The organism is Methylocucumis oryzae (assembly GCF_000963695.1).
Taxonomy (GTDB): Bacteria; Pseudomonadota; Gammaproteobacteria; order Methylococcales; family Methylomonadaceae; genus Methylovulum; species Methylovulum oryzae.
Map to the genome: position 1 here is coordinate 1 of NZ_LAJX01000225.1, position 19,401 is coordinate 19,401.

Here is a 19,401-nt window from a genome sequence, read left to right on the forward strand (position 1 = left end):
TCGTGGTCAACCCGGTTAACCATGCGCCAACGGCCAGCAATGACACGGGCATCGGCCTAGAAGATGACGTGCAAACCGGCAACGTCTTAGCCAACGACCGCGACCCGGATGGCGACGAACTGACGGTGACTGGCTTTACTATCGACGGCGAAGCCTATAACCCAGGCGACAGCGCGACTATCCCAGGCATCGGCACGTTCAGCTTAAGCGCCGACGGTCAGTACAGCTTCACGCCCGAGCCGGACTATCACGGCCCCGTGCCTGAAATCACCGTCACAGTCAGCGACGGCGAGTTCAGCACCACCAGCACATTAACCTTAAGCGTTACACCGGTCACCGACATCACAGATGACAACGTCACGCTCAATCAAGATAGCACTATCACTATAGATGTCTTAGACAACGACAGTTTTGAAGGCAGTCCAGTCATCACCAACGTCACAACGCCTAGCCACGGTACGGTCACTATCAATGCTGATGGCACTTTGACCTACACGCCGAACCCAGGCTACGTCGGCAGCGACAGCTTCATTTACACCGTTGAAAGCCCGGAGGGTACACTTGAGACAGCAACGGTCACGATAACGGTTAATGAAGTTGATATTCCTAATAACCCACCGCTTGCAGAAAATGACAGCAACGAGCCTATTGAAGAAGGTTCTGCGGCTACCGGTAATTTATTAGGCAATGACAGCGACCCAGATGGCGATACCATTAGCATTACCCAATACAGTATTGAAGGGATGTCGGGTACGTTTAAGGCGGGTGATATTGTGACGATTCCTAATGTCGGCGTGATAGTGATTAACGCTGACGGTAGCTATTTATTCACACCGTTTGACAATTTTGTTGGTGAGGTACCGACTATTACTTACACCATTTCAGACGGTAAAGGCGGTGAATCGACCGCTGAATTAACCTTATCGGTGGCACCCGCACAACCGTTTTCACCGGATAATCTTTGGAATGCCGGCGATTTAAGCCTGTTAAATAAATTTGTTTTCCCGCATTTAATTGAGGTAGAAAACGAAATTATCCGAATCTTACCGTTACTAAAAGTGGTAACCGAAATCAATGACTTAGATTCAATATCAAACTTGGAAGCCAGCGTGTTCTATCCAATTATGAAGGAAGTACAACGCATTGCTCAGCTCAAATTCTTTGTTGAACGGTTAGACGAAATGCTAACAGAATACTTAGAAAACTATGGCAATGAAGATACAGAGTTTGATCGAGCTGAGATTGCTTATATTCAAACCTGGTTAGGCCAGCTTGATAATGATGCTCAATTAATGATGCAGCGATTTAATAGCGTTTCTGGCAGATTTAATGAGTGGTTGGAATATTTGTATGGACAAATGCAACATCGTTCACAGAAATTAAAAAATACCGATATGGTTGTTTAGTGTCCATAACTAAGGTAGATAACTTTATGATTTATAAAAATATTTTTTCTTGTTTGTTGTTGGTATTAACCGGCATAGTAAATGCCGAAGAAGTCATTAGCCAACAAAATAATTCTGCATCGCCGGTGCGCGGCATGTTAAAGCCGATACATGAGGCGACTTTATCGTCAGAAATTTTAGCCACAATAAGCGATTTACCTGTTACCGAAGGCAAGCGTTTTAAAAAAGGCGATATCTTAGTTAAATTCGACTGTACGCGTTATAAAGCCGAACAAGTAGCAGCCGAAGCTGAGTTCACTGCTAAAAAGAAAACTTCAGATAATAATGAAGAACTGGCCAGCTATAATGCGACTGCGCGTTTAGAAGTTGAAGTGTCACAAGCAGAAACTGCTAAGGCAAGGGCAGAAGTTAATGTTGCTAAATCGATGGTTAACGGTTGTGAAATTCGTGCACCTTGGAGTGGACGGGTAGAAGAAACTATTGCTCATGCGCATGAAACCGTATCGCCGGGTAAAGAATTACTAAGAATTCTGGACGACAGCACGTTGGAAATTTCGTTACTAGTGCCGTCAAAATGGTTAACTACCCTAAAAACGGGGACAAACGTTTAAATTTAAAGTCGATGAAACAGGCCAAGAGTACCCGGCTAAAGTTACAGAAATTGGCGCTAGAGTCGATCCAGTTAGCCAAACTATTCGGATAATAGCGAGCTTAATTAATCACAATAAAAGCCTTTTAGCTGGCATGAGTGGCAGCGCACTTTTTCCTCAGTGAACTCTTACTAGCACACTACCTAAACGAAATCAGATTACGCTTAGGTAGTCATCACAATTCATGGATACTCCGGTTAGCACACAACCTGCGGCAACAGAACCCCTGCTTGTTTTATTACAATTAGAAGCATCGGCTAGACGCGTACAAGAAATCGACGCGTTATATTTTTATATCGTTAACGAAACACGGCGGCTGATTAATTACCGGCAAGCGGTTATTTTTATCGCTGACGACAACACGCGTAATACGATGCGGGCTAAAGCCATTTCAAGTATTGCTGTTGTCGATAAAGACGCGCCTATGGTGCAGTGGTTAGAGCAGAATCTAAACACCTGGCAACGCGCAAATCCTGAGCTTACGTTAGCGGCACTTGACGCGACGATGGTCGATGCGGAAAGTGCTGAGGCGTGGGCTGATTTCTCATTGCCTTATGTGGCGTGGGCGGCCATGAAAACACCAGCAGGTAAAGTGATGGGTGGGATATGGTTAGCGCGAGAATTGCCGTGGCAAGACAATGAGTTGACCTTGCTAGAACGATTAGCAGAAACCTATGCTCATGCGTTGCAAGCGTTACCTAAAACGATTACTAGGCACGTTTGGCGTAAACCCATTGTGCGCTATGGCTTGATAGGTTTACTACTCGTAGCATTGATTCCCGTTCGGCTTTCGACGTTAGCGCCAGCCGAAATAGTACCTGATGAGCCTATTATGGTCAGTGCGGGTATTGATGGAGTGATTGCCGATATTGTGATAGAACCTAATAGCTATGTTCAACCCGGACAAGTATTAATTCGGTTTGAAGATACGGTATTGCGCAATGATTATGAAGTTGCCGATAAAACCTTAAGCGTAGCCGAAACCGAGCATTTACGGGCGATGCAAGCCTCATTTATCGACCCAAAAGTTAAAGCCGATGTCGCGTTACTAAAAGCCAAAGTCGATTTAGCCAAAGCCGAGCGCGATTATGCGCGCGATATGTTGGCACGGGTTGAAATTAAAGCCGATAGGGCAGGGGTGGCTTTATTTAATGACGCGCTGGAATGGGAAGGTAAACCAGTTAAAACCGGCGAAACCATCATGGAATTAGCCGACCCTAAACACATGGCATTACGCATTAATTTACCGGTAAAAGATGCGATACCATTAGATACTGATGCTGACGCACTGGTATTTTTTGATGCCGACCCGTTACATGCGATGAGTGCAAAAATAACCCAAACGACTTATCAAGCGGAAGTCATGTCGGGCGATTTGCTGGCATATCGCATCCAAGCTAAGTTTAGCCATGAACCTAGCGACACCATGCGTATCGGTTGGCAAGGTACCGCCAAACTGTATGGCCAAAAAGCGCCGTTGGTATATTACTTATTCCGACGGCCTATTGCTTTTTTGCGGCAATATTTTAGGCATTTAATGTTAGACCAAAAAACGATTCCCTTACCTCGGTTACGAGAAGACCTACAATACCGGGAAGGCCCTAGTGGACATTATGGCACACCGACATGGACAGTTTACGATCCCGCGCGCGGCAAGTATTTTCGTATTGGCTGGGCGTATTATCAATTGCTCACACGTTGGTCAAAAGGCACTGTCACAGCGTTATTACACTGTGTAAAGCAAGAAACGACGTGTCAGTTAGGTGAGCAAGACGTCATGGATTTAATACGTTTCTTACACGCCAATAATTTAACAGAGCAACCGGTTAATGGCGGATACGATGCCTATCTACAACAATACCGCGCTAGCCGTCCACCTTGGTATCAACAGCTTGTCCACCATTACTTATTTTTTCGCTTACCTTTAGTTAGACCTAACCGATTTTTACACCGCACGTTACCCTATTTACAGTTTTGTTTTGACGTACGTTTTGCCTATTTACTGCTGGCATTAGCGTTGCTCAGTATTTACTTAGTCTCAAGGCAATGGGAGGTGTATTGGGCAACTTTTCTACACTTTTTTTAATTGGCAAGGGCTGTTTTTTTACGGCTTGGCAATAGGCTTTTCCAAATTACTGCACGAACTCGGTCATGCGTATACTGCAGCGCGTTATGGTTGCCGCGTCCCAGTAATGGGGCTTGCGTTTATGGCCATGCTGCCTATGCCTTACACCGATGTCAGCGATGCGTGGCGCTTAAGCTCAAAGCAACAGCGCTTAGCGATAGGGGCGGCTGGCATGATAACGGAAATCGCCTTAGCGATTATCGCCACATTTGCATGGAATTTTTTACCCGATGGCCCAGTTAGAAGTGCCGCGTTTCTATTATCGAGTTCGACCTGGCTGATAACCTTAAGCGTCAACTTAAGCCCGTTAATGCGCTTCGATGGTTATTATTTGTTATCAGATGCGTGGGGTATAGAAAACTTACAAGCCAGAGCGTTTGCGATAGCGCGTTGGCGATTACGGTGCTGGTTATTCGCCGACAACCAAGAACCGCCTGAAATCTTGCCCAAAGCGACCATGAGCAAAATGGTGGTTTACTCTTATATCACGTGGCTATACCGGCTTATAGTTTTTACCGGTTTAGCGCTACTGGTTTACCACTTTTTTTTTAAATTATTAGGTATTGTGTTATTTGCTGTCGAAATCGTTTGGTTTATCGCCAAGCCCATCATCGCCGAATTTAAACAATGGCGCTTATTAGCTAAACAAGCGATTCCATTAAAACATCCCAAACTCATCGTCTTAAGCGTAATATTCATCGTCGTTGGCTTAATAACGCCTTGGCACGACACTGTTTATTTACCGGCCATTTTACGCGCTGAACGTCACACCACACTATACCCGCCGCAACCCGCTAGAATTGCGCAAGTGTTAGTGACACCCGGACAACGCGTCACACAAGGGCAGCTACTATTCAAATTAGAATCGCCTAAACTCGAAGACGACATTTTTGCTTAGTCGTAAACGCTTAGACTATTACAAACTACGGCTAGAACGCGCGACGACTACCCGTGAGGAATCATCAGACTTACAAGTTGCTATGCAACAATGGTCAACAGAATCGGCTAAATTAGCCGGGTTAGAACAGCAACTTAAACAACTCAACATTACTGCACCCTTCGCAGCGACGGTCACAGATATAGCGACGGGCTTACATGCTAAGCGCTGGTTAAATACCGAACAGGCTTTAGCCACCTTAGTCGCACCCGGTGCCGTCATGGTGCAAAGCCTGGCTGATGCTGAAGCCGTTGCCGTATTAGCCTTAGCCCAAACCGGAAAATTTATCGCCGATGATGGCGTATCAACGGCGATTCCTGTCACCGTCACAGAAATCGACAAAGTTAACGTACACGCCTTAGACAGTCCTTATTTTGCTTCCATATATGATGGCCAAACCGCCGTGCAAACTGACCCCGAACACAGGCTAATCCCTACGCAATCTGTGTTTGCCGTGCGCTTAAAGCCTGACCTATTAGACCCGCCTAAACACATACAACGCGGTATAGCTGTTATTAACGCAAAGCCTAGAAGTTTCATACAACGCGTGTTTGATATAACCGCAGCGGTGTTGATACGGGAGAGTGGGTTTTAGTAGATAGAGGTCAGTATGCTGATTAAACGTAACGTGGTCAGAGCTTCGATAACGCGGCTAATATCTGCTTAACCCAAGCAAGGTGGTTTTGAAATGCTTTAAAGTCAGGTGCGCTATGGACAAGCTCTGCCCACAGCGTTTGACTGCGGTTAAAATAATCGCGGGTTAAGTCGAGTTGGTTAAGTTGCAGATGTAAGCGGCCGAGGTTTGCAAGCGCAAGCGCTAAGCTGTTTTTAAACGACACATCGCTAGGGTATGCAGAATAGAGTTCTTTGCATAAACGTAAGTATTCCTCAAAATACGTTAACGCTTGTGTCAAATCTCCCTGTGCTGTCTTGGTTTCGCCGAGTTTTGAGTAGGCAATTGCTACGCCATGTTTGAACGACATGTTGCTAGGGTAAGTAGCATAGAGTTCTTGGCTTAATGATAAATCCTGTTCAAAATACGCTAGCGCCTGTGTCAAATTGCCAAGCGCTTTTTGGGTAGTGCCCAGTTTTTCATGCGCTATCGCTAAGCCGTTTTTAAACGAGACGTTGTTAGGGTAGGCGGCATAGAGCTCTTTGCCTAAACGCAAAAATTCTTCAAAATAAGTTAACGCCTGTGCCAGATCACCTAGTGCTGTTTGGGTATTGCCCAGTCTTTCATAGGCAATCGCTAAATTGTGTTTAAACCACTCGTTATTAAGATTAGCAGCGTATAGCTCTTTGCTTAATGACAAACATTGCTCAAAATAAATCAATGCTTGAGCTAAATCACCCAGCTCAATATAAATAGAGCCGATTCGTTCATAACATAATGATATATTGGCTAAATCATTTTCTTGGCGATATAGGTTAAGAGCTTGTTGATGTAGCGTTAACCCGGTTTGTAACTCACCTAAGGTCGTTAATAAATCTGCTTTTTTTATTAGAATCAACGCTTGGTTTTGTCCGGCTTGTTGTTGCCATTCATCTAGCGTGGCTAATGCCGCGTGATAAAGCCCTAAGTCAGTTTGTCGCTCGGCAATTTGTGGGTACAGCGTTAGCCGATACGCGGTTTCCGTGTCGGGGGTTTCTTGTAGATTGCGTAATAAGCGTGCTAATTCTTCGTTGCTCTGAGGCTCAGCCTCGGCGTTTATAGCGCTTAGCTTAATGGATTGCATTGGTAGCGCTTCGGCAGTCGCATCGATGCTCAGCTCTGGAAAATAAGTTAAATCCATTAACAATGAGCGAAAAGACCATAAATCCGGCATTTTTTCCATAATAGTTTTCGCATACAGTTCACCGGCGCTACCCGCAATAAAGACAAATAACGCGATAGGGTGTTGGGCTAAACGGTCTCTGCGTAAGTTTAATCCGGCCGTGATATTCCGGCGCCGTTCATTATGTTGTGCCATTTCCCGTGTTTCCTGACCTAAGCTATCGCGTTGTTCTTTGAGCACATCATCGAAGTGTTCGATGAAAAAAAAGCCCCGTGTTTGGGTAAAATAGCGCTGCGAAAAAGCGCGGTAATCAAAGGCTGGCAGAGCCGCATCGATGGTGGTGATAGGACGGTCTGGAAATCGCTGACGCAAGTCAGCTTGCAGTCGTTGCACAGAGGAGAAATGCCGGTAGCGAACGATGATAAAGCGAAATGCTTCCGTGCGTAATAATTTGAATAACGGCTGAGTTTCTGTGTCGTAATTATCCGACATATTGTTGATAAAGCGGTGAGGCTTCGACTAAAGGACTAACGCGTTTATAACTGCCGTCGTTGTATTCTAATACGATAAGCTTTTCCAATAAGTCCTGCCAGTCTTTATCAAAAGGCATGGGGAGGTTGTTTTGATTAGCCGCTTTCAGCTCTTTTAATTTGTTTAAATCGTCTTGAGAGACATACTGCGAAGTTTCGGCAGCGAGCTTTTTGATGCCTTTATCTAAATCGTTTCGAGTGATTTGACCGACGTCTTCATCAGCATACATATTGGCATATTCGAGTATACGCAATAGTTCGCGTGGCGAGCCACCACTCAATAAAATAGCCGTTCTCACCGTTTCCGCTTGGTCGAATAGGCTAGCATCAATGCGTTTATATACAAATTCTTCAAAGCGTTGTACTGCTGCTTCGACAATCGTACCGTCACGTTCACGGATTTTTACAAATGGAAATGACACCAAGCGACTAAACGTGTTGAGCAAATTGGCCTGCGGCATTAATTCGATAGGCAGCGTAAAGATGGTGTTCACTTTAATTTGTCGAATGCGATTGCTTTCCTCGAGAACAATCTTTTTGCGGATGTCTACAGTCGCTGTTTTTTCTAAGCCATCGACAATAAATAATAGTTCTTGCGCTTGTTGCCGCTCACGTAGCAAGATGTTGATATGTTCAATAAATTCATTAAATTTTCTAGCAAATTCAGTGAAGTTATTGCGAAATGCCATGCGAATCTTATCTGCATTTTCTTTGCTGCCGGTAATGTTGGCTTTCAATTTACCGGCGATTTCTAAAAAGCTCAGTAGGCTGGGTGCTTTCAGTCCTATGTCTACTTCAAGGCCGCCTTGTTGCTTAATAACTTTATTGACTTCGTTTATCCGTTCGCCAAACCAGGTTTGTAACGATGCGAGTATGTCCGCTTTAGGTTGAATATCAACATCTTTTAAACACTCAAATAAACGCTCTAATTGGAATATTAATATGTCCATATATTCCATGTCGTTTAAATCCAGTCCTTCGTCGAGGTTGCATGTCACACAAAAGAACCCATTAGCGTGATGGAGTTTTTTAGCGATTTGTGCCAGTTCCGACGTTTTTGCCTGAGCCACGCATACCTGCTAAAAACAAGATGACTTTGTTGTTTTGGTTGACTTCGCGGTTATAAATCAGCGTACTTGGGTGGACGTTAAGGGTTTTGTATATCATCCGGTCTTCAAAGTCACCACGCACATCAGAGAAATTAACATAAAACTCATGCTCGGGCGGTAATGGAACATCGAAACGCACGGCGTTGTCGATTTCTATCATTCGGGTTGCTTTTTTATAAGAAGGCATTGAATGATTCATAATGGTTAATAAGTTGTTTAAGTAAGGCTAAACATTATACGGATTAAGCTTGTGCTTGTTTAGCCTTAAAGATAGACGATACGTTTAACTGCTTACATACCCAACCCAATCTTAAGCGCATTCATGTAATCCGAAAATTGGCTACTAATACTGCCGTACGCCCAGATAAAACCACCACCTATGGCTTGGGCTGATTTATTAGGCGTACCACTCCAGCAAGCGTTGGGTACACTGCCTTGGCCGGTGCGCCATAGCGTGAAAAGAGCTTGCATGTTGTCTGGTGTACAAGTGGTTTGTGGGTTAGCGCAGTTGGGACAACTGCCTGCCACGATAGGTACGCCTAGACTTAGCCAATCGCCTGGGTTATTGGTTTTGCCGCCGGCATAACATTGTAGGTTTAACCACGATACAGTGCCTTGTTGTTTTTGTACAAAATTAACCCAGTCTTGCCAAGACGATTGAAAGGTAAACGGTGCGGCAGTGAGTTTTAAGTTTGCTTCAATAGCGGCTGAAGCCAGTGTGAAAAGCGGTGATGTGTTGGAAAAATCAGAATATTCGTAATCTATATCAATGCCGTCAAAGCCTAAGTCATTTTTTATGTAGGTTAGTATTTGCATCGCAGCGGTTTTATTACTGTTAAGCAGATTACCCATGTACTCCGTGCCGTTAGTCGAAAACGATAAGTACACTTCTTGAATATTGCCGCCATTGCGCAAATCGCTAATGATGCGTGGCCAATCCTTATCGCCTAAGTAATCACCAGAGGTATTAAATAAAGGATTTTGTTTCTCGTTGTAAACGAGAATTTGCTGATTGGGGGGAGCACTTTGGTTTAACAAGCTCAAGATGGGACTGGTTAAAGGGCTGGCGTGTAGTTGTTTTATCGTTGAGTCAGGGTCGCTGCCTTGGCCTGGGTATAATTCATTACCAATATAAAGCGCGATTCTACTTGTAGTCATAGTTGCCTCCGCTAAGGAATAAGTAAATAAAGTGCTGGACAGATGCTATAGTCAGCCTCTTAAATTTACGCCTGAGTTTAATAATTAGCAACTGCAGTTGTGTTTATCAGGTAAACGGCTAGGGGCTAGGCAAATATCACTTTATATGAGTTATAAATTAAACAACCCGTTAATACCAGTAACACCGGTGTTAATAGCGGTGTGACGGTAGAGCATAAAAATGCTTGGAAAATAATAAAACCTATGGTTTTGACGAGTGCGCTTCTGTGTTGACTGGCGGCATTGGCGCTTTTTTGCTTGGCTTTGCTAAAGCGTGTGTTGTTGAACAGCATTAATGGATGGGTAAACCAGCCGACAAACGCGCTAAGTATTAATAAGCCAAAGCTTAACGCGATATTGGCGTAGGTGAATAACCAGGCGGCGAAGTTATGGACGTTGTCGAATTCGGGAATATGTTGTAGGACTTGCCAATTGACAAAAAATATCATGATTTTGGCGGGCGCTCCGGACAAAAATATAGGCAGCAGTCATAAAAACAAACCAGCATAAGTCTATGCCTATCGCTACAAGAATAGCTAACGGTAAGCTGGTTTTGATAACCCAGGATAATGTCGGTGCGGTTTTTGGATTTGTGTGTTTCAAATCACAGTATTTAGCCAGGCCGACACAAAGAAACACCGACATTATCGTGTTAAAAACACCTAATACGGGAAACGGGCGTCCAAGTACCAGTAACCCTGCAATAGCTATTGTCACCCCTATCCATAGCCAAAGTTCACTGCCTATGATGATTAATGATTGCTGTAAACATTGACTAAATTGGAATAAGGGGCGTGTTGTCATTTTCCTATCCTAGAGATACCTACTGCTGCACGTAATTCTTTAATAAAAGGCATACTAATCGCGCGGGCTTTGGCGGCGCCTTCTTGTAATTGGGTTTCGATATGCTCAGGTGCGCTTAACAACGCATAATAACGTTCTCTAGCGGGCGCAAGATGGTTGTTAATCAATTCAAACAAGACTTGTTTCATTTCACCCCAAGCAATCCCGTCAGCATAGCGTTTGCGTATCTCTGCGACTTCAGCCGGGCTGGCAAACGCTTGATAAATGCTAAACAGCGTACACGTTTCAGGGTCTTTAGGTTCGCCGGGTAATAATGAGTTAGTTTTGATTTTATTAATTAATTTTTTCAGGCTTTTTTCCGGCTCGAACATTGGTATGGTGTTATTGTAAGATTTGCTCATTTTCCGGCCATCTAAGCCTGATAATGTCGCGCCGTGTTCTTCTATGACGGCTTCTGGTAAAACAAAATGTTCGCCGTAAATGTGGTTAAAGCGGGCAGCAATATCTCTTGCCATTTCTATGTGCTGGATTTGGTCTTTGCCTACTGGGATTTTATCGGCTTTAAACATTAAAATATCGGCGGCCATTAAAATTGGATAGCTAAATAAGCCCATAGTCACGCCTTTATCGGCATCGGCTTCACCGCTTTGTTCGTTGTCAGCGACGGCGGCTTTATAAGCATGAGCACGGTTCATTAAGCCTTTTGCTGTAACACAGGTTAACATCCAAGTAAGCTCTATGATTTCTGGCACATCGGATTGGCGATAAAACACGGCATTTTGTGTATCTAGCCTAATGCTAGCCAGCTTGCTGCAATTTCTAAACTGGATTGCCTAACGCGTTCGGGCTCATGGCATTTAATTAACGCATGGTAATCGGCTAAAAAATAAAACGGTTGTACGTTTGGATTGTTGCTGGCTGCTATGGCGGGTTTAATGGCTCCGACGTAATTGCCTAAATGCGGCGTTCCTGTGGTCGTAATGCCTGTTAATACAATCGATTTGCTCATGATATGGAGGTTCCTTGTAGCTAAGTGAGCGCGACATCTTACATGGATTCCCGGTAAATTCTAGTGCTAGTCAGACGATTAGGGCAATATAGCAGTAAAACCTCACTTGACAATGACTTAATAGCGAACAAGTTAGTGACTTAGCCAGTATTTGTTTATACTGGTGACATTTTTTCCCACATTTAAAAGCAGAGCATGTAAAATTGCTGTATTAACCAAACTCATCAGATTTACTTGCTGGTCTGAAACCTCTCCCTTCTGTGGGATTTTTATATTTTGACAACGATACGTGAGTCTCGTTATCCCCAACTGTAACATCTCAGTTTACGGGAATGGATAATCCACCGGTCTCTATCCGTCGGTGGGTGTCACTCGACCGATGAGGTTGAGTGTGGATTGAAACATTAACTTTTAGGAATTATTAACGTGTTTGAAGGAACTACCATATTATCGGTGCGTCGAGGTGATAAAGTCGTTATCGGCGGCGACGGTCAGGTCACTTTAGGCAACACCGTGATGAAAGGTAATGCGCGTAAAGTGCGCAGTTTATATCATGGTAAAGTGATTGCCGGATTTGCCGGTGCAACGGCTGATGCGTTTACGTTGTTTGAGCATTTTGAAGGCAAATTAGAGAAACATCGTGGTCAATTAACGCGAGCTGCTGTCGATATGGCTAAAGATTGGCGTACTGACCGTGCGTTAAGACGGCTAGAAGCCCTGTTAGTTATCGCTGATGCGAAAACGTCGCTAGTGCTGTCCGGCACTGGGGATGTCATAGAGCCAGAATACGACTTAATGGCAATAGGCTCTGGCGGGGCTTATGCCCAATCAGCGGCGAGAGCTTTGCTGGAAAATACCGAGTTAAGTGCCCGCGATATTGTCGAAAAATCGCTGTCTATTGCCGCCGATATTTGTATATATACCAATCACAATTTTTGCATAGAAGAGTTAATCGCAGAACCCAATGAATAATAATGACAAAATGTCAGTGATGACGCCTAAAGAAATCGTTAGCGAGCTTGATAAACACATCATAGGCCAAGCAGGTGCTAAAACGTTCAGTCGCTATCGCGCTGAGAAATCGCTGGCGTAGACAGCAAGTCGAAGCCAAGCTACGCGATGAAATTACCCCTAAAAATATTTTAATGATAGGCCCTACGGGTGTTGGTAAGACCGAAATCGCTAGACGTTTAGCTCGTTTAGCCAATGCACCGTTTATCAAAATCGAAGCGACTAAATTTACTGAAGTCGGTTACGTGGGGCGCGATGTGGAATCGATTATTCGCGATTTAGTGGATTCTGCCGTCAAAATGATGCGTTCGGCTGAAATCGAAAAAGTACAGAATATTGCGGCTGATGCGGCGGAAGAGCGCATATTGGACATCTTATTACCGTTACCGTTATCGCCTTTAGGCACACGCTCTGAATCAGAAGAATCGACGCGGCAAAAAATGCGTAAGAAATTGCGCGAAGGTGATTTAAACGAGCGTGAAATTGAAATCGACATACACGTTGCACCGCTGGGCGTAGAAATCATGGCGCCTCCTGGCATGGAAGAAATGACTAGCCAATTGCAAGGCATGTTTCAAAATTTAGGCAGTGATAGGACCAAAACGCGTAAGATGAAAATCAGCAAGGCCTTAAAAGTGCTGCAAGAAGAAGAAGCCGCTAAGCTGATTAACGATGAAGATATTAAAACCAGAGCGGTCGATGCCGTAGAGCAGAACGGTATTGTATTTTTAGATGAAATCGACAAAATTTGTAAGCGTTCGGGTTTAGGTGAGGGAAGTGGCGAAGTGTCGCGCGAAGGTGTGCAACGCGATTTATTACCTATCGTCGAAGGCAGCACGGTTAGTACTAAATATGGCATGATTAAAACTGACCATATTTTGTTTATTGCTTCGGGTGCGTTCCATGTCGCTAAACCGTCGGATTTAATACCGGAATTACAAGGCCGTTTTCCGATTCGCGTAGAATTAAGTGCGTTAAGCGCTGATGATTTTGTTCGTATCTTAACTGAGCCCAATGCGTCGTTAACCGAGCAATATGCAGCTTTATTAGCAACCGAAGGTGTGACGCTATCATTTGCACCTGGTGGTGTTAAGCGTATTGCTGAATTAGGGTGGGAAGTGAATGAAACCACTGAAAATATAGGCGCAAGACGTTTTACATACGATTCTTGAGCGTTTATTAGAAGATATTTCGTTTAATGCGCCAGACTTGCTCAACAAAACCATTGTTATTGATGCTGACTATGTTGATGAGCATTTGACTGAGTTAGTCAAAAACGAAGATTTAAGCCGATATATACTTTAAACGGTTAAGTTGTCGATTTTTAAGTAGAGTGCGTTGTGCACACCTTTATAAGTTATCATTAAAAGCCAATGAAAAAGGTGCGCACAGCGCACCCTACGAAAGATTGTTTAAATCGCAAACATGATTGTATGGAGTATATTTTATAACAATGCGTTTAACGACTAGCCCTTGTCATTGTTTTCCTACGGAAATCAAACATCATCAATTATCGAATGCGTTAGAAATAAGCTTCGATGACGGTAGTGTCTTCACACTGCCAAGCGAATATTTGCGTGTATTCAGCCAATCGGCAGAAGCGGTAGGTCATGGCCCAGGTCAAGAAGTCTTACAAGTAGGCAAAGAGCAGGTCACGATTGTGTCGATAAAGCCTATAGGTAATTATGCGATTTGCCCTGTGTTTAGCGATGGTCATGACACCGGTATTTACACGTGGGATTGTTTATACACGTTGGGTGCTGAGTATAACCAGTTATGGCCGTTGTATTTACAAAAGCTGGCTGACGCAGGTTATACTCGGCAGCCCGTCTGCTAGTTAATTAATTTATTTTTAGAGCTTATGACTGATAACACAACCCATTTTGGCTACCAACAAGTCCCTACCGCTGATAAAGTAAAACTGGTGCGTGGGGTTTTTGACTCGGTTGCGGGTCGTTATGATTTAATGAATGACTTAATGTCATTAGGCGTGCATCGACTGTGGAAACGCATCGCTATTTCATTAAGTCTGGTTCGCTCAGGTGAACATGTTTTGGATTTGGCAGGCGGTACAGGCGATTTAACCGCCTTATTTGAACAACGAGTAGGCGATAGCGGTAAGGTGGTACTGGCCGATATTAATGCTGAGATGTTGAAAAAAGGCCGTAATCGCATGATTGATAAAGGCTTAGCCGGTAATGTGCATTATGCGCAAGTCAATGCGGAATGTTTGCCTTTTGCAGACAATAGCTTTGATTGCGTGTGTATAGGCTTTGGTTTACGCAATGTGACCGATAAAGCCGCTGCCTTGCGCTCTATGCATAGGGTTTTAAAGCCAGGCGGGCGGCTGATTGTATTGGAGTTTTCCAAACCGACCGATCAGCTCACCGAAGCGGTTTATGATTTTTATTCATTCAATATCTTGCCTAAAATTGGTAAGTTGGTTGCCAATGATGAAGCAAGTTACCGTTATTTAGCTGAGTCGATTCGTATGCACCCTGACCAATCGACGCTTAAGCAAATGATGCAAGAGGCAGGCTTTGAGCGTTGTGACTATTTCAATATGACGCAAGGCATTGTTGCTGTGCATAGAGGCTATAAAATTTAATGGCTGTGCAAACGATTTTGCTAGACGTGTTACAAACGGCGTTAAATCAATTGCTAAGTTTAGATAATAATCATGCGTTATTGTTAGCACCGTTAAATGGCAAAGTGGTCGAAATTACCGTGTTACCTTTTCAGGAACGCCTTTATTTTTCGGTCACTGATGACCGCATAAGCTTATCTCGGCACAGTTTAGCACCGGTTGATGCACGTCTTAGCGGCAGCGTGTTTGCGTTTATTAAAATGGGTGTTAGCAAACACCCTATGCAAACCGTTTTTGCCGGCGAAGCTACGATTAGTGGCGACGTGCGTGTCGCACGTGATTTTCAAAAATTGTTAAAAAAGGTAAACATAGAGCCTGAAGCAAAACTTGCTCAATTGACCAGTCCTGAGTTTGCCCATGAGGTTAGTGAAAAGCTCAATGCGGGCTGGTCTTGGAGCCAAGACAGTTTAACTACATTCAAGCTCAATCTTAGTGAGTTTTTACAAGAAGAAGTCCGCACACTACCGGCAGCGCCCGAAATCGAAGCGTTTTATCAAGAGGTCGATGAATTACGTTTAGATTATGACCGACTAGCCCTCAGAATCGCCCGTTTACAGGCGCGATTAACCTCTGCAACACCGCCCACTCTTATCACGCACACACCGGAACAACCGTGATTCATCCCAAAATAATCCTTCGCTTAATCCATATTTATTGGGTTTTTGCGATTAATGGTCTGGATGAAATTGTCTTGAACACGCAATTATTTAGACCGATTCGCTTTTTAGCCTATATCACACCTTATTATTGGTTGACCCGCGATGCGGCACCGCGCGGTGTCAGAATTAGACAAGCTTTAGAGCAGCTTGGGCCTATTTACGTTAAGTTTGGGCAAGCGTTATCGACGCGTAAAGACTTGTTAGCAGAAGATATTGCTGATGAGCTGGTCAAATTACAGGATCGTGTCCCTCCGTTTAGTGAGGACATTGCGCGCAAAATTATTGAAAAAGAATTAGGCATGTCGATTCATGAAGCATTTGCCGAGTTTGAAGCTAAACCTATGGCTTCGGCATCTGTCGCGCAAGTGCATGGAGCTGTGTTACATACCGGGGAAAAAGTCGTGGTCAAGGTGTTGCGGCCTGATATTGAAGGCCGGATTCATTCTGACATGCGTTTAATCTACGAAATAGCCAGGATGGCCGAAAAAGTTTTGGCCAGATGCCAAGCGCTTGCATCCTATGGCTGTCGTAGCCGAATTTGAAAAGACAACATTAGACGAACTGGATTTAATTCGAGAAGCGGCAAACGCAGCTAAAATCCGTAGAAATTTTTGAAAATTCTGCGATGATTTATATCCCACAAGTGTATTGGCCGTTTACGCGTAGCAAAGTCATGGTCATGGAGCGCATTTACGGCATTCCGGTCGGTGATATTGAAACCTTAACAGAGCAGGGTGCTGACTTTAAATTACTGGCCGAGCGTGGCGTAGAAATTTTCTTTACTCAAGTGTTTAGAGATAATTTTTTTCACGCCGATATGCATCCGGGTAATATTTTCGTTGAAATTCCAGGTAAATATATTGCGATTGATTTTGGCATTATCGGCAGTTTGTCTGCATCTGATCAGCATTATTTGGCCGAAAATTTCTTAGCATTTTTCAATCGCGATTACCGTAAAGTCGCTGAGATGCATGTCGAGTCTGGGTGGATTTCGCGTTCTACTCGCATAGAAGAGTTTGAAGCTGCTATACGCAGTGTGTGCGAGCCTATTTTTGAAAAACCACTACGCGATATTTCGTTTGGGCAATTGTTGTTACGGCTATTCCAAACGGCTAGACGTTTTGATATGCATGTACAGCCGCAATTAGTGTTATTACAAAAAACGCTTTTAAATATCGAAGGCTTAGGACGACAGCTTTATCCTGATTTAGATTTATGGCAAACCGCTAAGCCATTTTTAGAGGAATGGTTTAAAGAGCGCATGGGTGTAAAAGCTAAACTGAGTAAGCTGTTTAACCAAGTGCCTGACATGATAGATTATTTTCCAGAATTTCCAGGGCTATTGCATAAAGCACTGGTCAATGCAGCAGATGCACAACAACAGTCCCAAAACCATGACCGCGAATTAATGTTGTTGCGTGAACAACTAGAGCAAAATCAACGCGTCACGGTCTGGGCTGTTTTAATCAGTGCAGCGATGTTATGCGCTGCAATTTTACTGCATTAACAGGTTTTAAGGGCTGGAAGGGTGGTGTATAAAGACTTCTGTATGCCCGTATTTATCAAAACCAATTACATCATAAGCATCTTTTTTGCCGCCCATTTCCATGCCGGGTGAACCGGCTGGCATACCGGGTGCTGATATACCGGCAAACGGTAGGTTAGTACTTAATAAGGTTTTAATATCTGAGGCAGGTACATGACCTTCAATAATATAACCGCCAACGAATGCTGTATGACAAGAAGCCAACTCAGCACTAATTTGATATTTACGTTTTAATTCGTCTAATTCGCTGGTTACATGGTCATCTACGCTGAAGTTATTTTGCTTTAAATGCTCTATCCATTTTTCACAGCATTGACAAGTTGGGCTTCGATAGACCGAAATAGACGGTGTTGTTTCGGCAGATGCTAAGTTAGTACCTATTAATAACAGCGTTAACGTAGATAATAATTTCATCAAAATTCCTTGCTGGTTGAAACCTTCCCCTTAGTGGGATTGAGTTGAGTTGACAATGAGGCTTTTGCCTCGTTATCTTTTATAGTAACCTCATTCTTGAGGGCGAGGCAATCCACCCGGCCTCTATCTGTCGATGGGTTTATCGTTCGACAGATGAGGTCGAATGTGGCTTGAAAGATAAATTCTCAAGTAAAAACGACAATGTTTTGTATGCTAACCCAGAGAACATTACGTGAACTTAACTACAATAGTAGGCGATACCTCGTCCTAAGCCTAATAGTTTTTTCATAGTATCGGCAATATTGTATATGTCTAACCCATTTTATTTTCGGATAAACGCAGTTATGAACCGAATAATACCTATTTCTACTAAAATTGTATTAACACTGGTTCTCGCAGGTTGTGCCGAACAACCGGTAGAACCTATTGCTCCGCCGCAGCCTATAACTCAGACTATACCGAGCCAACCTGTTACGCCGCAGGAGTTTCAGAGTACCCAGCCTTTTAGCCAGAGCGATAGAGGGTATTATTCAACACCGTCGCAATCGTATTATGCCAATAATCTTAACGGTACTTACGCGGCTTATCCTGAGTTGCGCCGGTTTATTCAATACATGGTTGATAAGCACGGATTTTCTGAAACTTATTTAAACGGCTTGTTCTCGACCGCGAGACGGTTGGATTCGGTGATTAAATTAGAAAGTCCACAGCCTTATACCGGGCCTACTAAGCCTAGATTAGGAAGCTGGACACGTTATCGTGAAAAATTTTTAACGGAAAAACATATTCAAGAAGGTGTTGCGTTTTGGCGAGAAAATGCCCACGCAGTAAGTAGAGCCAGTGCTACCTATCATGTTGATGCTGAATATATTATTGCGATTATTGGTGTCGAAACCTATTTTGGTAAAAAATATTGGCAAAACCTGTATTTTTGATGCATTAACAACGCTAGCGTTCGATACTCACAGACGCTCAAAAATTTTTCACTTCTGAACTTGAACATTATTTATTAATGACTCGTGAACAAGGTTATGAACCAAGAGAGCCAGTAGGCTCTTGGGCGGGAGCAATGGGGCTGGGGCAGTTTATGCCCAGCAGTTACCGCCGCTTAGCAGTGGATTTTGATAATAATGGTCGTAGCGATATCTGGGATCCAACGGATGCCATAGGCAGTGTTGCGCATTATTTCTCGCGTAGCGGCTGGCATTATCATAATCCGGTAGCCAAACGCTCAGCGCCAGTTAATGAGAGTTCGGTGATTGAATTAAGTACTTATGACGGCATGGAGTACTGGTATGTACACCCTAACTTCAAAGTGATAAAAAAATATAATAACAGCGATAAATATGCTATGGCGGTGCATCAACTAGCACAGGCTATAAAACAACGTTATTACAATTGAGTGTTTTTGGGGTGAGGAAGGGTATGCAATACTGTTGATTTTAGCACCTAACTTGTTATATCTATATGATATTTAATAAATTTATTGCTTGTTATGGAAGTTGATAAAAAACAGAATACTTGCTGCTAAATTTCTATCAGCAACTCACAAACCTACTTCTTACATTTTGCCAAAACCTAG

The 19,401-nt window shown here is 43.6% G+C and carries 18 protein-coding genes and 4 pseudogenes; 15 read left to right on the plus strand and 7 right to left on the minus strand.

Annotated features, from left to right (window positions below):
* The 6 genes and pseudogenes from VZ94_RS18040 to VZ94_RS23625 all read left to right on the plus strand — a co-directional run.
* Nucleotides 1-1,406: Ig-like domain-containing protein (locus tag VZ94_RS18040; RefSeq protein WP_045780287.1), on the plus strand; the 1,406-nt coding region annotated here is incomplete at its 5' end.
* A gap of 26 nt (nt 1,407-1,432) precedes the next feature.
* Entirely contained in the window at nt 1,433-2,017 is a 585-nt protein-coding gene (locus tag VZ94_RS18045) for an efflux RND transporter periplasmic adaptor subunit (protein ID WP_052700709.1), read from the plus strand.
* A 43-nt stretch (nt 2,018-2,060) separates the two neighbouring features.
* Nucleotides 2,061-2,180: pseudogene (locus VZ94_RS32885) on the plus strand (efflux RND transporter periplasmic adaptor subunit); the annotation flags it as partial.
* Between the two features lie 60 nt (nt 2,181-2,240).
* Nucleotides 2,241-4,142, plus strand: coding sequence for an efflux RND transporter periplasmic adaptor subunit (locus tag VZ94_RS18050; RefSeq protein WP_052700710.1), 1,902 nt, complete (start codon nt 2,241-2,243; stop codon nt 4,140-4,142).
* Nucleotides 4,143-4,167: 25 nt separating this feature from the next.
* The gene (locus VZ94_RS23620) at nt 4,168-5,079 is read left to right on the plus strand and encodes a site-2 protease family protein (protein ID WP_052700711.1); all 912 of its coding nucleotides are present in this window, start codon (nt 4,168-4,170) and stop codon (nt 5,077-5,079) included.
* The gene (locus VZ94_RS23625) at nt 5,072-5,713 is read left to right on the plus strand and encodes an efflux RND transporter periplasmic adaptor subunit (protein ID WP_052700712.1); all 642 of its coding nucleotides are present in this window, start codon (nt 5,072-5,074) and stop codon (nt 5,711-5,713) included. The genes VZ94_RS23620 and VZ94_RS23625 overlap by 8 nt, the downstream gene beginning before the upstream one ends.
* Before the next feature lie 37 nt (nt 5,714-5,750).
* Here VZ94_RS23625 and VZ94_RS23630 read toward each other — a convergent pair whose 3' ends face one another.
* The 5 genes from VZ94_RS23630 to VZ94_RS23640 form a co-directional block, all read right to left on the minus strand.
* On the minus strand, nt 5,751-7,385 hold the full coding sequence (locus tag VZ94_RS23630) for a tetratricopeptide repeat protein (protein WP_052700713.1): 1,635 nt from the start codon (nt 7,383-7,385) through the stop codon (nt 5,751-5,753).
* Nucleotides 7,375-8,373: a hypothetical protein gene (locus VZ94_RS18065; protein WP_052700714.1), complete on the minus strand. Its 999-nt coding sequence runs from the start codon at nt 8,371-8,373 to the stop codon at nt 7,375-7,377. Before VZ94_RS18065 ends, VZ94_RS23630 begins: the two co-directional genes overlap by 11 nt.
* A gap of 79 nt (nt 8,374-8,452) precedes the next feature.
* Entirely contained in the window at nt 8,453-8,731 is a 279-nt protein-coding gene (locus VZ94_RS23635) for a hypothetical protein (protein ID WP_131655622.1), read from the minus strand.
* A 92-nt stretch (nt 8,732-8,823) separates the two neighbouring features.
* Nucleotides 8,824-9,690, minus strand: coding sequence for a glycoside hydrolase family 18 protein (locus tag VZ94_RS18070; RefSeq protein ID WP_045780288.1), 867 nt, complete (start codon nt 9,688-9,690; stop codon nt 8,824-8,826).
* A gap of 125 nt (nt 9,691-9,815) precedes the next feature.
* On the minus strand, nt 9,816-10,178 hold the full coding sequence (locus tag VZ94_RS23640; protein ID WP_052700716.1) for a hypothetical protein: 363 nt from the start codon (nt 10,176-10,178) through the stop codon (nt 9,816-9,818).
* 65 nt (nt 10,179-10,243) lie between these two features.
* Between VZ94_RS23640 and VZ94_RS26155 the strand changes: the two genes are divergently transcribed.
* Nucleotides 10,244-10,504 (plus strand): hypothetical protein, encoded by a 261-nt coding sequence (locus VZ94_RS26155; protein ID WP_052700717.1) that lies wholly within the window; start codon nt 10,244-10,246, stop codon nt 10,502-10,504.
* Between the two features lie 25 nt (nt 10,505-10,529).
* Here VZ94_RS26155 and VZ94_RS18080 read toward each other — a convergent pair.
* Nucleotides 10,530-11,542 (minus strand): annotated as a pseudogene (locus tag VZ94_RS18080) (tryptophan--tRNA ligase).
* Nucleotides 11,543-11,962: 420 nt separating this feature from the next.
* On the opposite strand from VZ94_RS18080, the gene hslV reads away from it, so the two are divergent.
* The 6 genes and pseudogenes from hslV (at nt 11,963) to ubiB (ending at nt 17,366) form a co-directional block, all read left to right on the plus strand.
* Nucleotides 11,963-12,514 (plus strand): ATP-dependent protease subunit HslV, encoded by a 552-nt coding sequence (gene hslV / locus VZ94_RS18085; RefSeq protein WP_045780289.1) that lies wholly within the window; start codon nt 11,963-11,965, stop codon nt 12,512-12,514.
* A gap of 10 nt (nt 12,515-12,524) precedes the next feature.
* Nucleotides 12,525-13,858, plus strand: a pseudogene (gene hslU, locus VZ94_RS18090) (ATP-dependent protease ATPase subunit HslU).
* Nucleotides 13,859-14,006: 148 nt separating this feature from the next.
* The gene (locus VZ94_RS18095; RefSeq protein ID WP_045780290.1) at nt 14,007-14,390 is read left to right on the plus strand and encodes a gamma-butyrobetaine hydroxylase family protein; all 384 of its coding nucleotides are present in this window, start codon (nt 14,007-14,009) and stop codon (nt 14,388-14,390) included.
* A gap of 24 nt (nt 14,391-14,414) precedes the next feature.
* Nucleotides 14,415-15,161, plus strand: coding sequence for a bifunctional demethylmenaquinone methyltransferase/2-methoxy-6-polyprenyl-1,4-benzoquinol methylase UbiE (ubiE, locus tag VZ94_RS18100; protein WP_045780291.1), 747 nt, complete (start codon nt 14,415-14,417; stop codon nt 15,159-15,161).
* On the plus strand, nt 15,161-15,817 hold the full coding sequence (locus tag VZ94_RS18105) for a ubiquinone biosynthesis accessory factor UbiJ (RefSeq protein ID WP_045780292.1): 657 nt from the start codon (nt 15,161-15,163) through the stop codon (nt 15,815-15,817). Before ubiE ends, VZ94_RS18105 begins: the two co-directional genes overlap by 1 nt.
* Nucleotides 15,814-17,366: pseudogene (gene ubiB / locus VZ94_RS18110) on the plus strand (ubiquinone biosynthesis regulatory protein kinase UbiB). The gene VZ94_RS18105 and the pseudogene ubiB overlap by 4 nt, the downstream one beginning before the upstream one ends.
* A 6-nt stretch (nt 17,367-17,372) precedes the next feature.
* On the opposite strand, the gene VZ94_RS18115 reads toward ubiB, so the two are convergent.
* A complete protein-coding gene (locus VZ94_RS18115; RefSeq protein WP_045780293.1) occupies nt 17,373-17,819 on the minus strand; it encodes a DUF411 domain-containing protein in 447 nt (148 codons plus the stop codon).
* A gap of 344 nt (nt 17,820-18,163) precedes the next feature.
* Here VZ94_RS18115 and VZ94_RS31115 point away from each other — a divergent pair, with 344 nt between their 5' ends.
* Together VZ94_RS31115 and VZ94_RS31120 are read left to right on the plus strand one after the other, a co-directional pair.
* The gene (locus VZ94_RS31115) at nt 18,164-18,754 is read left to right on the plus strand and encodes a lytic murein transglycosylase (protein WP_275575322.1); all 591 of its coding nucleotides are present in this window, start codon (nt 18,164-18,166) and stop codon (nt 18,752-18,754) included.
* Nucleotides 18,755-18,831: 77 nt separating this feature from the next.
* A complete protein-coding gene (locus VZ94_RS31120; RefSeq protein ID WP_275575323.1) occupies nt 18,832-19,221 on the plus strand; it encodes a lytic murein transglycosylase in 390 nt (129 codons plus the stop codon).
* The last annotated feature ends 180 nt before the right edge of the window (nt 19,222-19,401 follow it).

What these genes read in the sequence shown, in the direction of transcription:
- VZ94_RS18045 (WP_052700709.1), top strand. Translation starts at nt 1,433, where the DNA reads ATGATTTATAAAAATATTTTTTCTTGTTTGTTGTTGGTATTAACCGGC.
- VZ94_RS18050 (WP_052700710.1), top strand. Translation starts at nt 2,241, where the DNA reads ATGGATACTCCGGTTAGCACACAACCTGCGGCAACAGAACCCCTGCTT.
- VZ94_RS23630 (WP_052700713.1), bottom strand. Translation starts at nt 7,385, where the DNA reads ATGTCGGATAATTACGACACAGAAACTCAGCCGTTATTCAAATTATTA.
- VZ94_RS18065 (WP_052700714.1), bottom strand. Translation starts at nt 8,373, where the DNA reads ATGGACATATTAATATTCCAATTAGAGCGTTTATTTGAGTGTTTAAAA.
- VZ94_RS23635 (WP_131655622.1), bottom strand. Translation starts at nt 8,731, where the DNA reads ATGAATCATTCAATGCCTTCTTATAAAAAAGCAACCCGAATGATAGAA.
- VZ94_RS18070 (WP_045780288.1), bottom strand. Translation starts at nt 9,690, where the DNA reads ATGACTACAAGTAGAATCGCGCTTTATATTGGTAATGAATTATACCCA.
- VZ94_RS23640 (WP_052700716.1), bottom strand. Translation starts at nt 10,178, where the DNA reads ATGATATTTTTTGTCAATTGGCAAGTCCTACAACATATTCCCGAATTC.
- VZ94_RS26155 (WP_052700717.1), top strand. Translation starts at nt 10,244, where the DNA reads ATGCCTATCGCTACAAGAATAGCTAACGGTAAGCTGGTTTTGATAACC.
- VZ94_RS18095 (WP_045780290.1), top strand. Translation starts at nt 14,007, where the DNA reads ATGCGTTTAACGACTAGCCCTTGTCATTGTTTTCCTACGGAAATCAAA.
- ubiE (WP_045780291.1), top strand. Translation starts at nt 14,415, where the DNA reads ATGACTGATAACACAACCCATTTTGGCTACCAACAAGTCCCTACCGCT.
- VZ94_RS18105 (WP_045780292.1), top strand. Translation starts at nt 15,161, where the DNA reads ATGGCTGTGCAAACGATTTTGCTAGACGTGTTACAAACGGCGTTAAAT.
- VZ94_RS18115 (WP_045780293.1), bottom strand. Translation starts at nt 17,819, where the DNA reads ATGAAATTATTATCTACGTTAACGCTGTTATTAATAGGTACTAACTTA.
- VZ94_RS31115 (WP_275575322.1), top strand. Translation starts at nt 18,164, where the DNA reads ATGAACCGAATAATACCTATTTCTACTAAAATTGTATTAACACTGGTT.
- VZ94_RS31120 (WP_275575323.1), top strand. Translation starts at nt 18,832, where the DNA reads ATGACTCGTGAACAAGGTTATGAACCAAGAGAGCCAGTAGGCTCTTGG.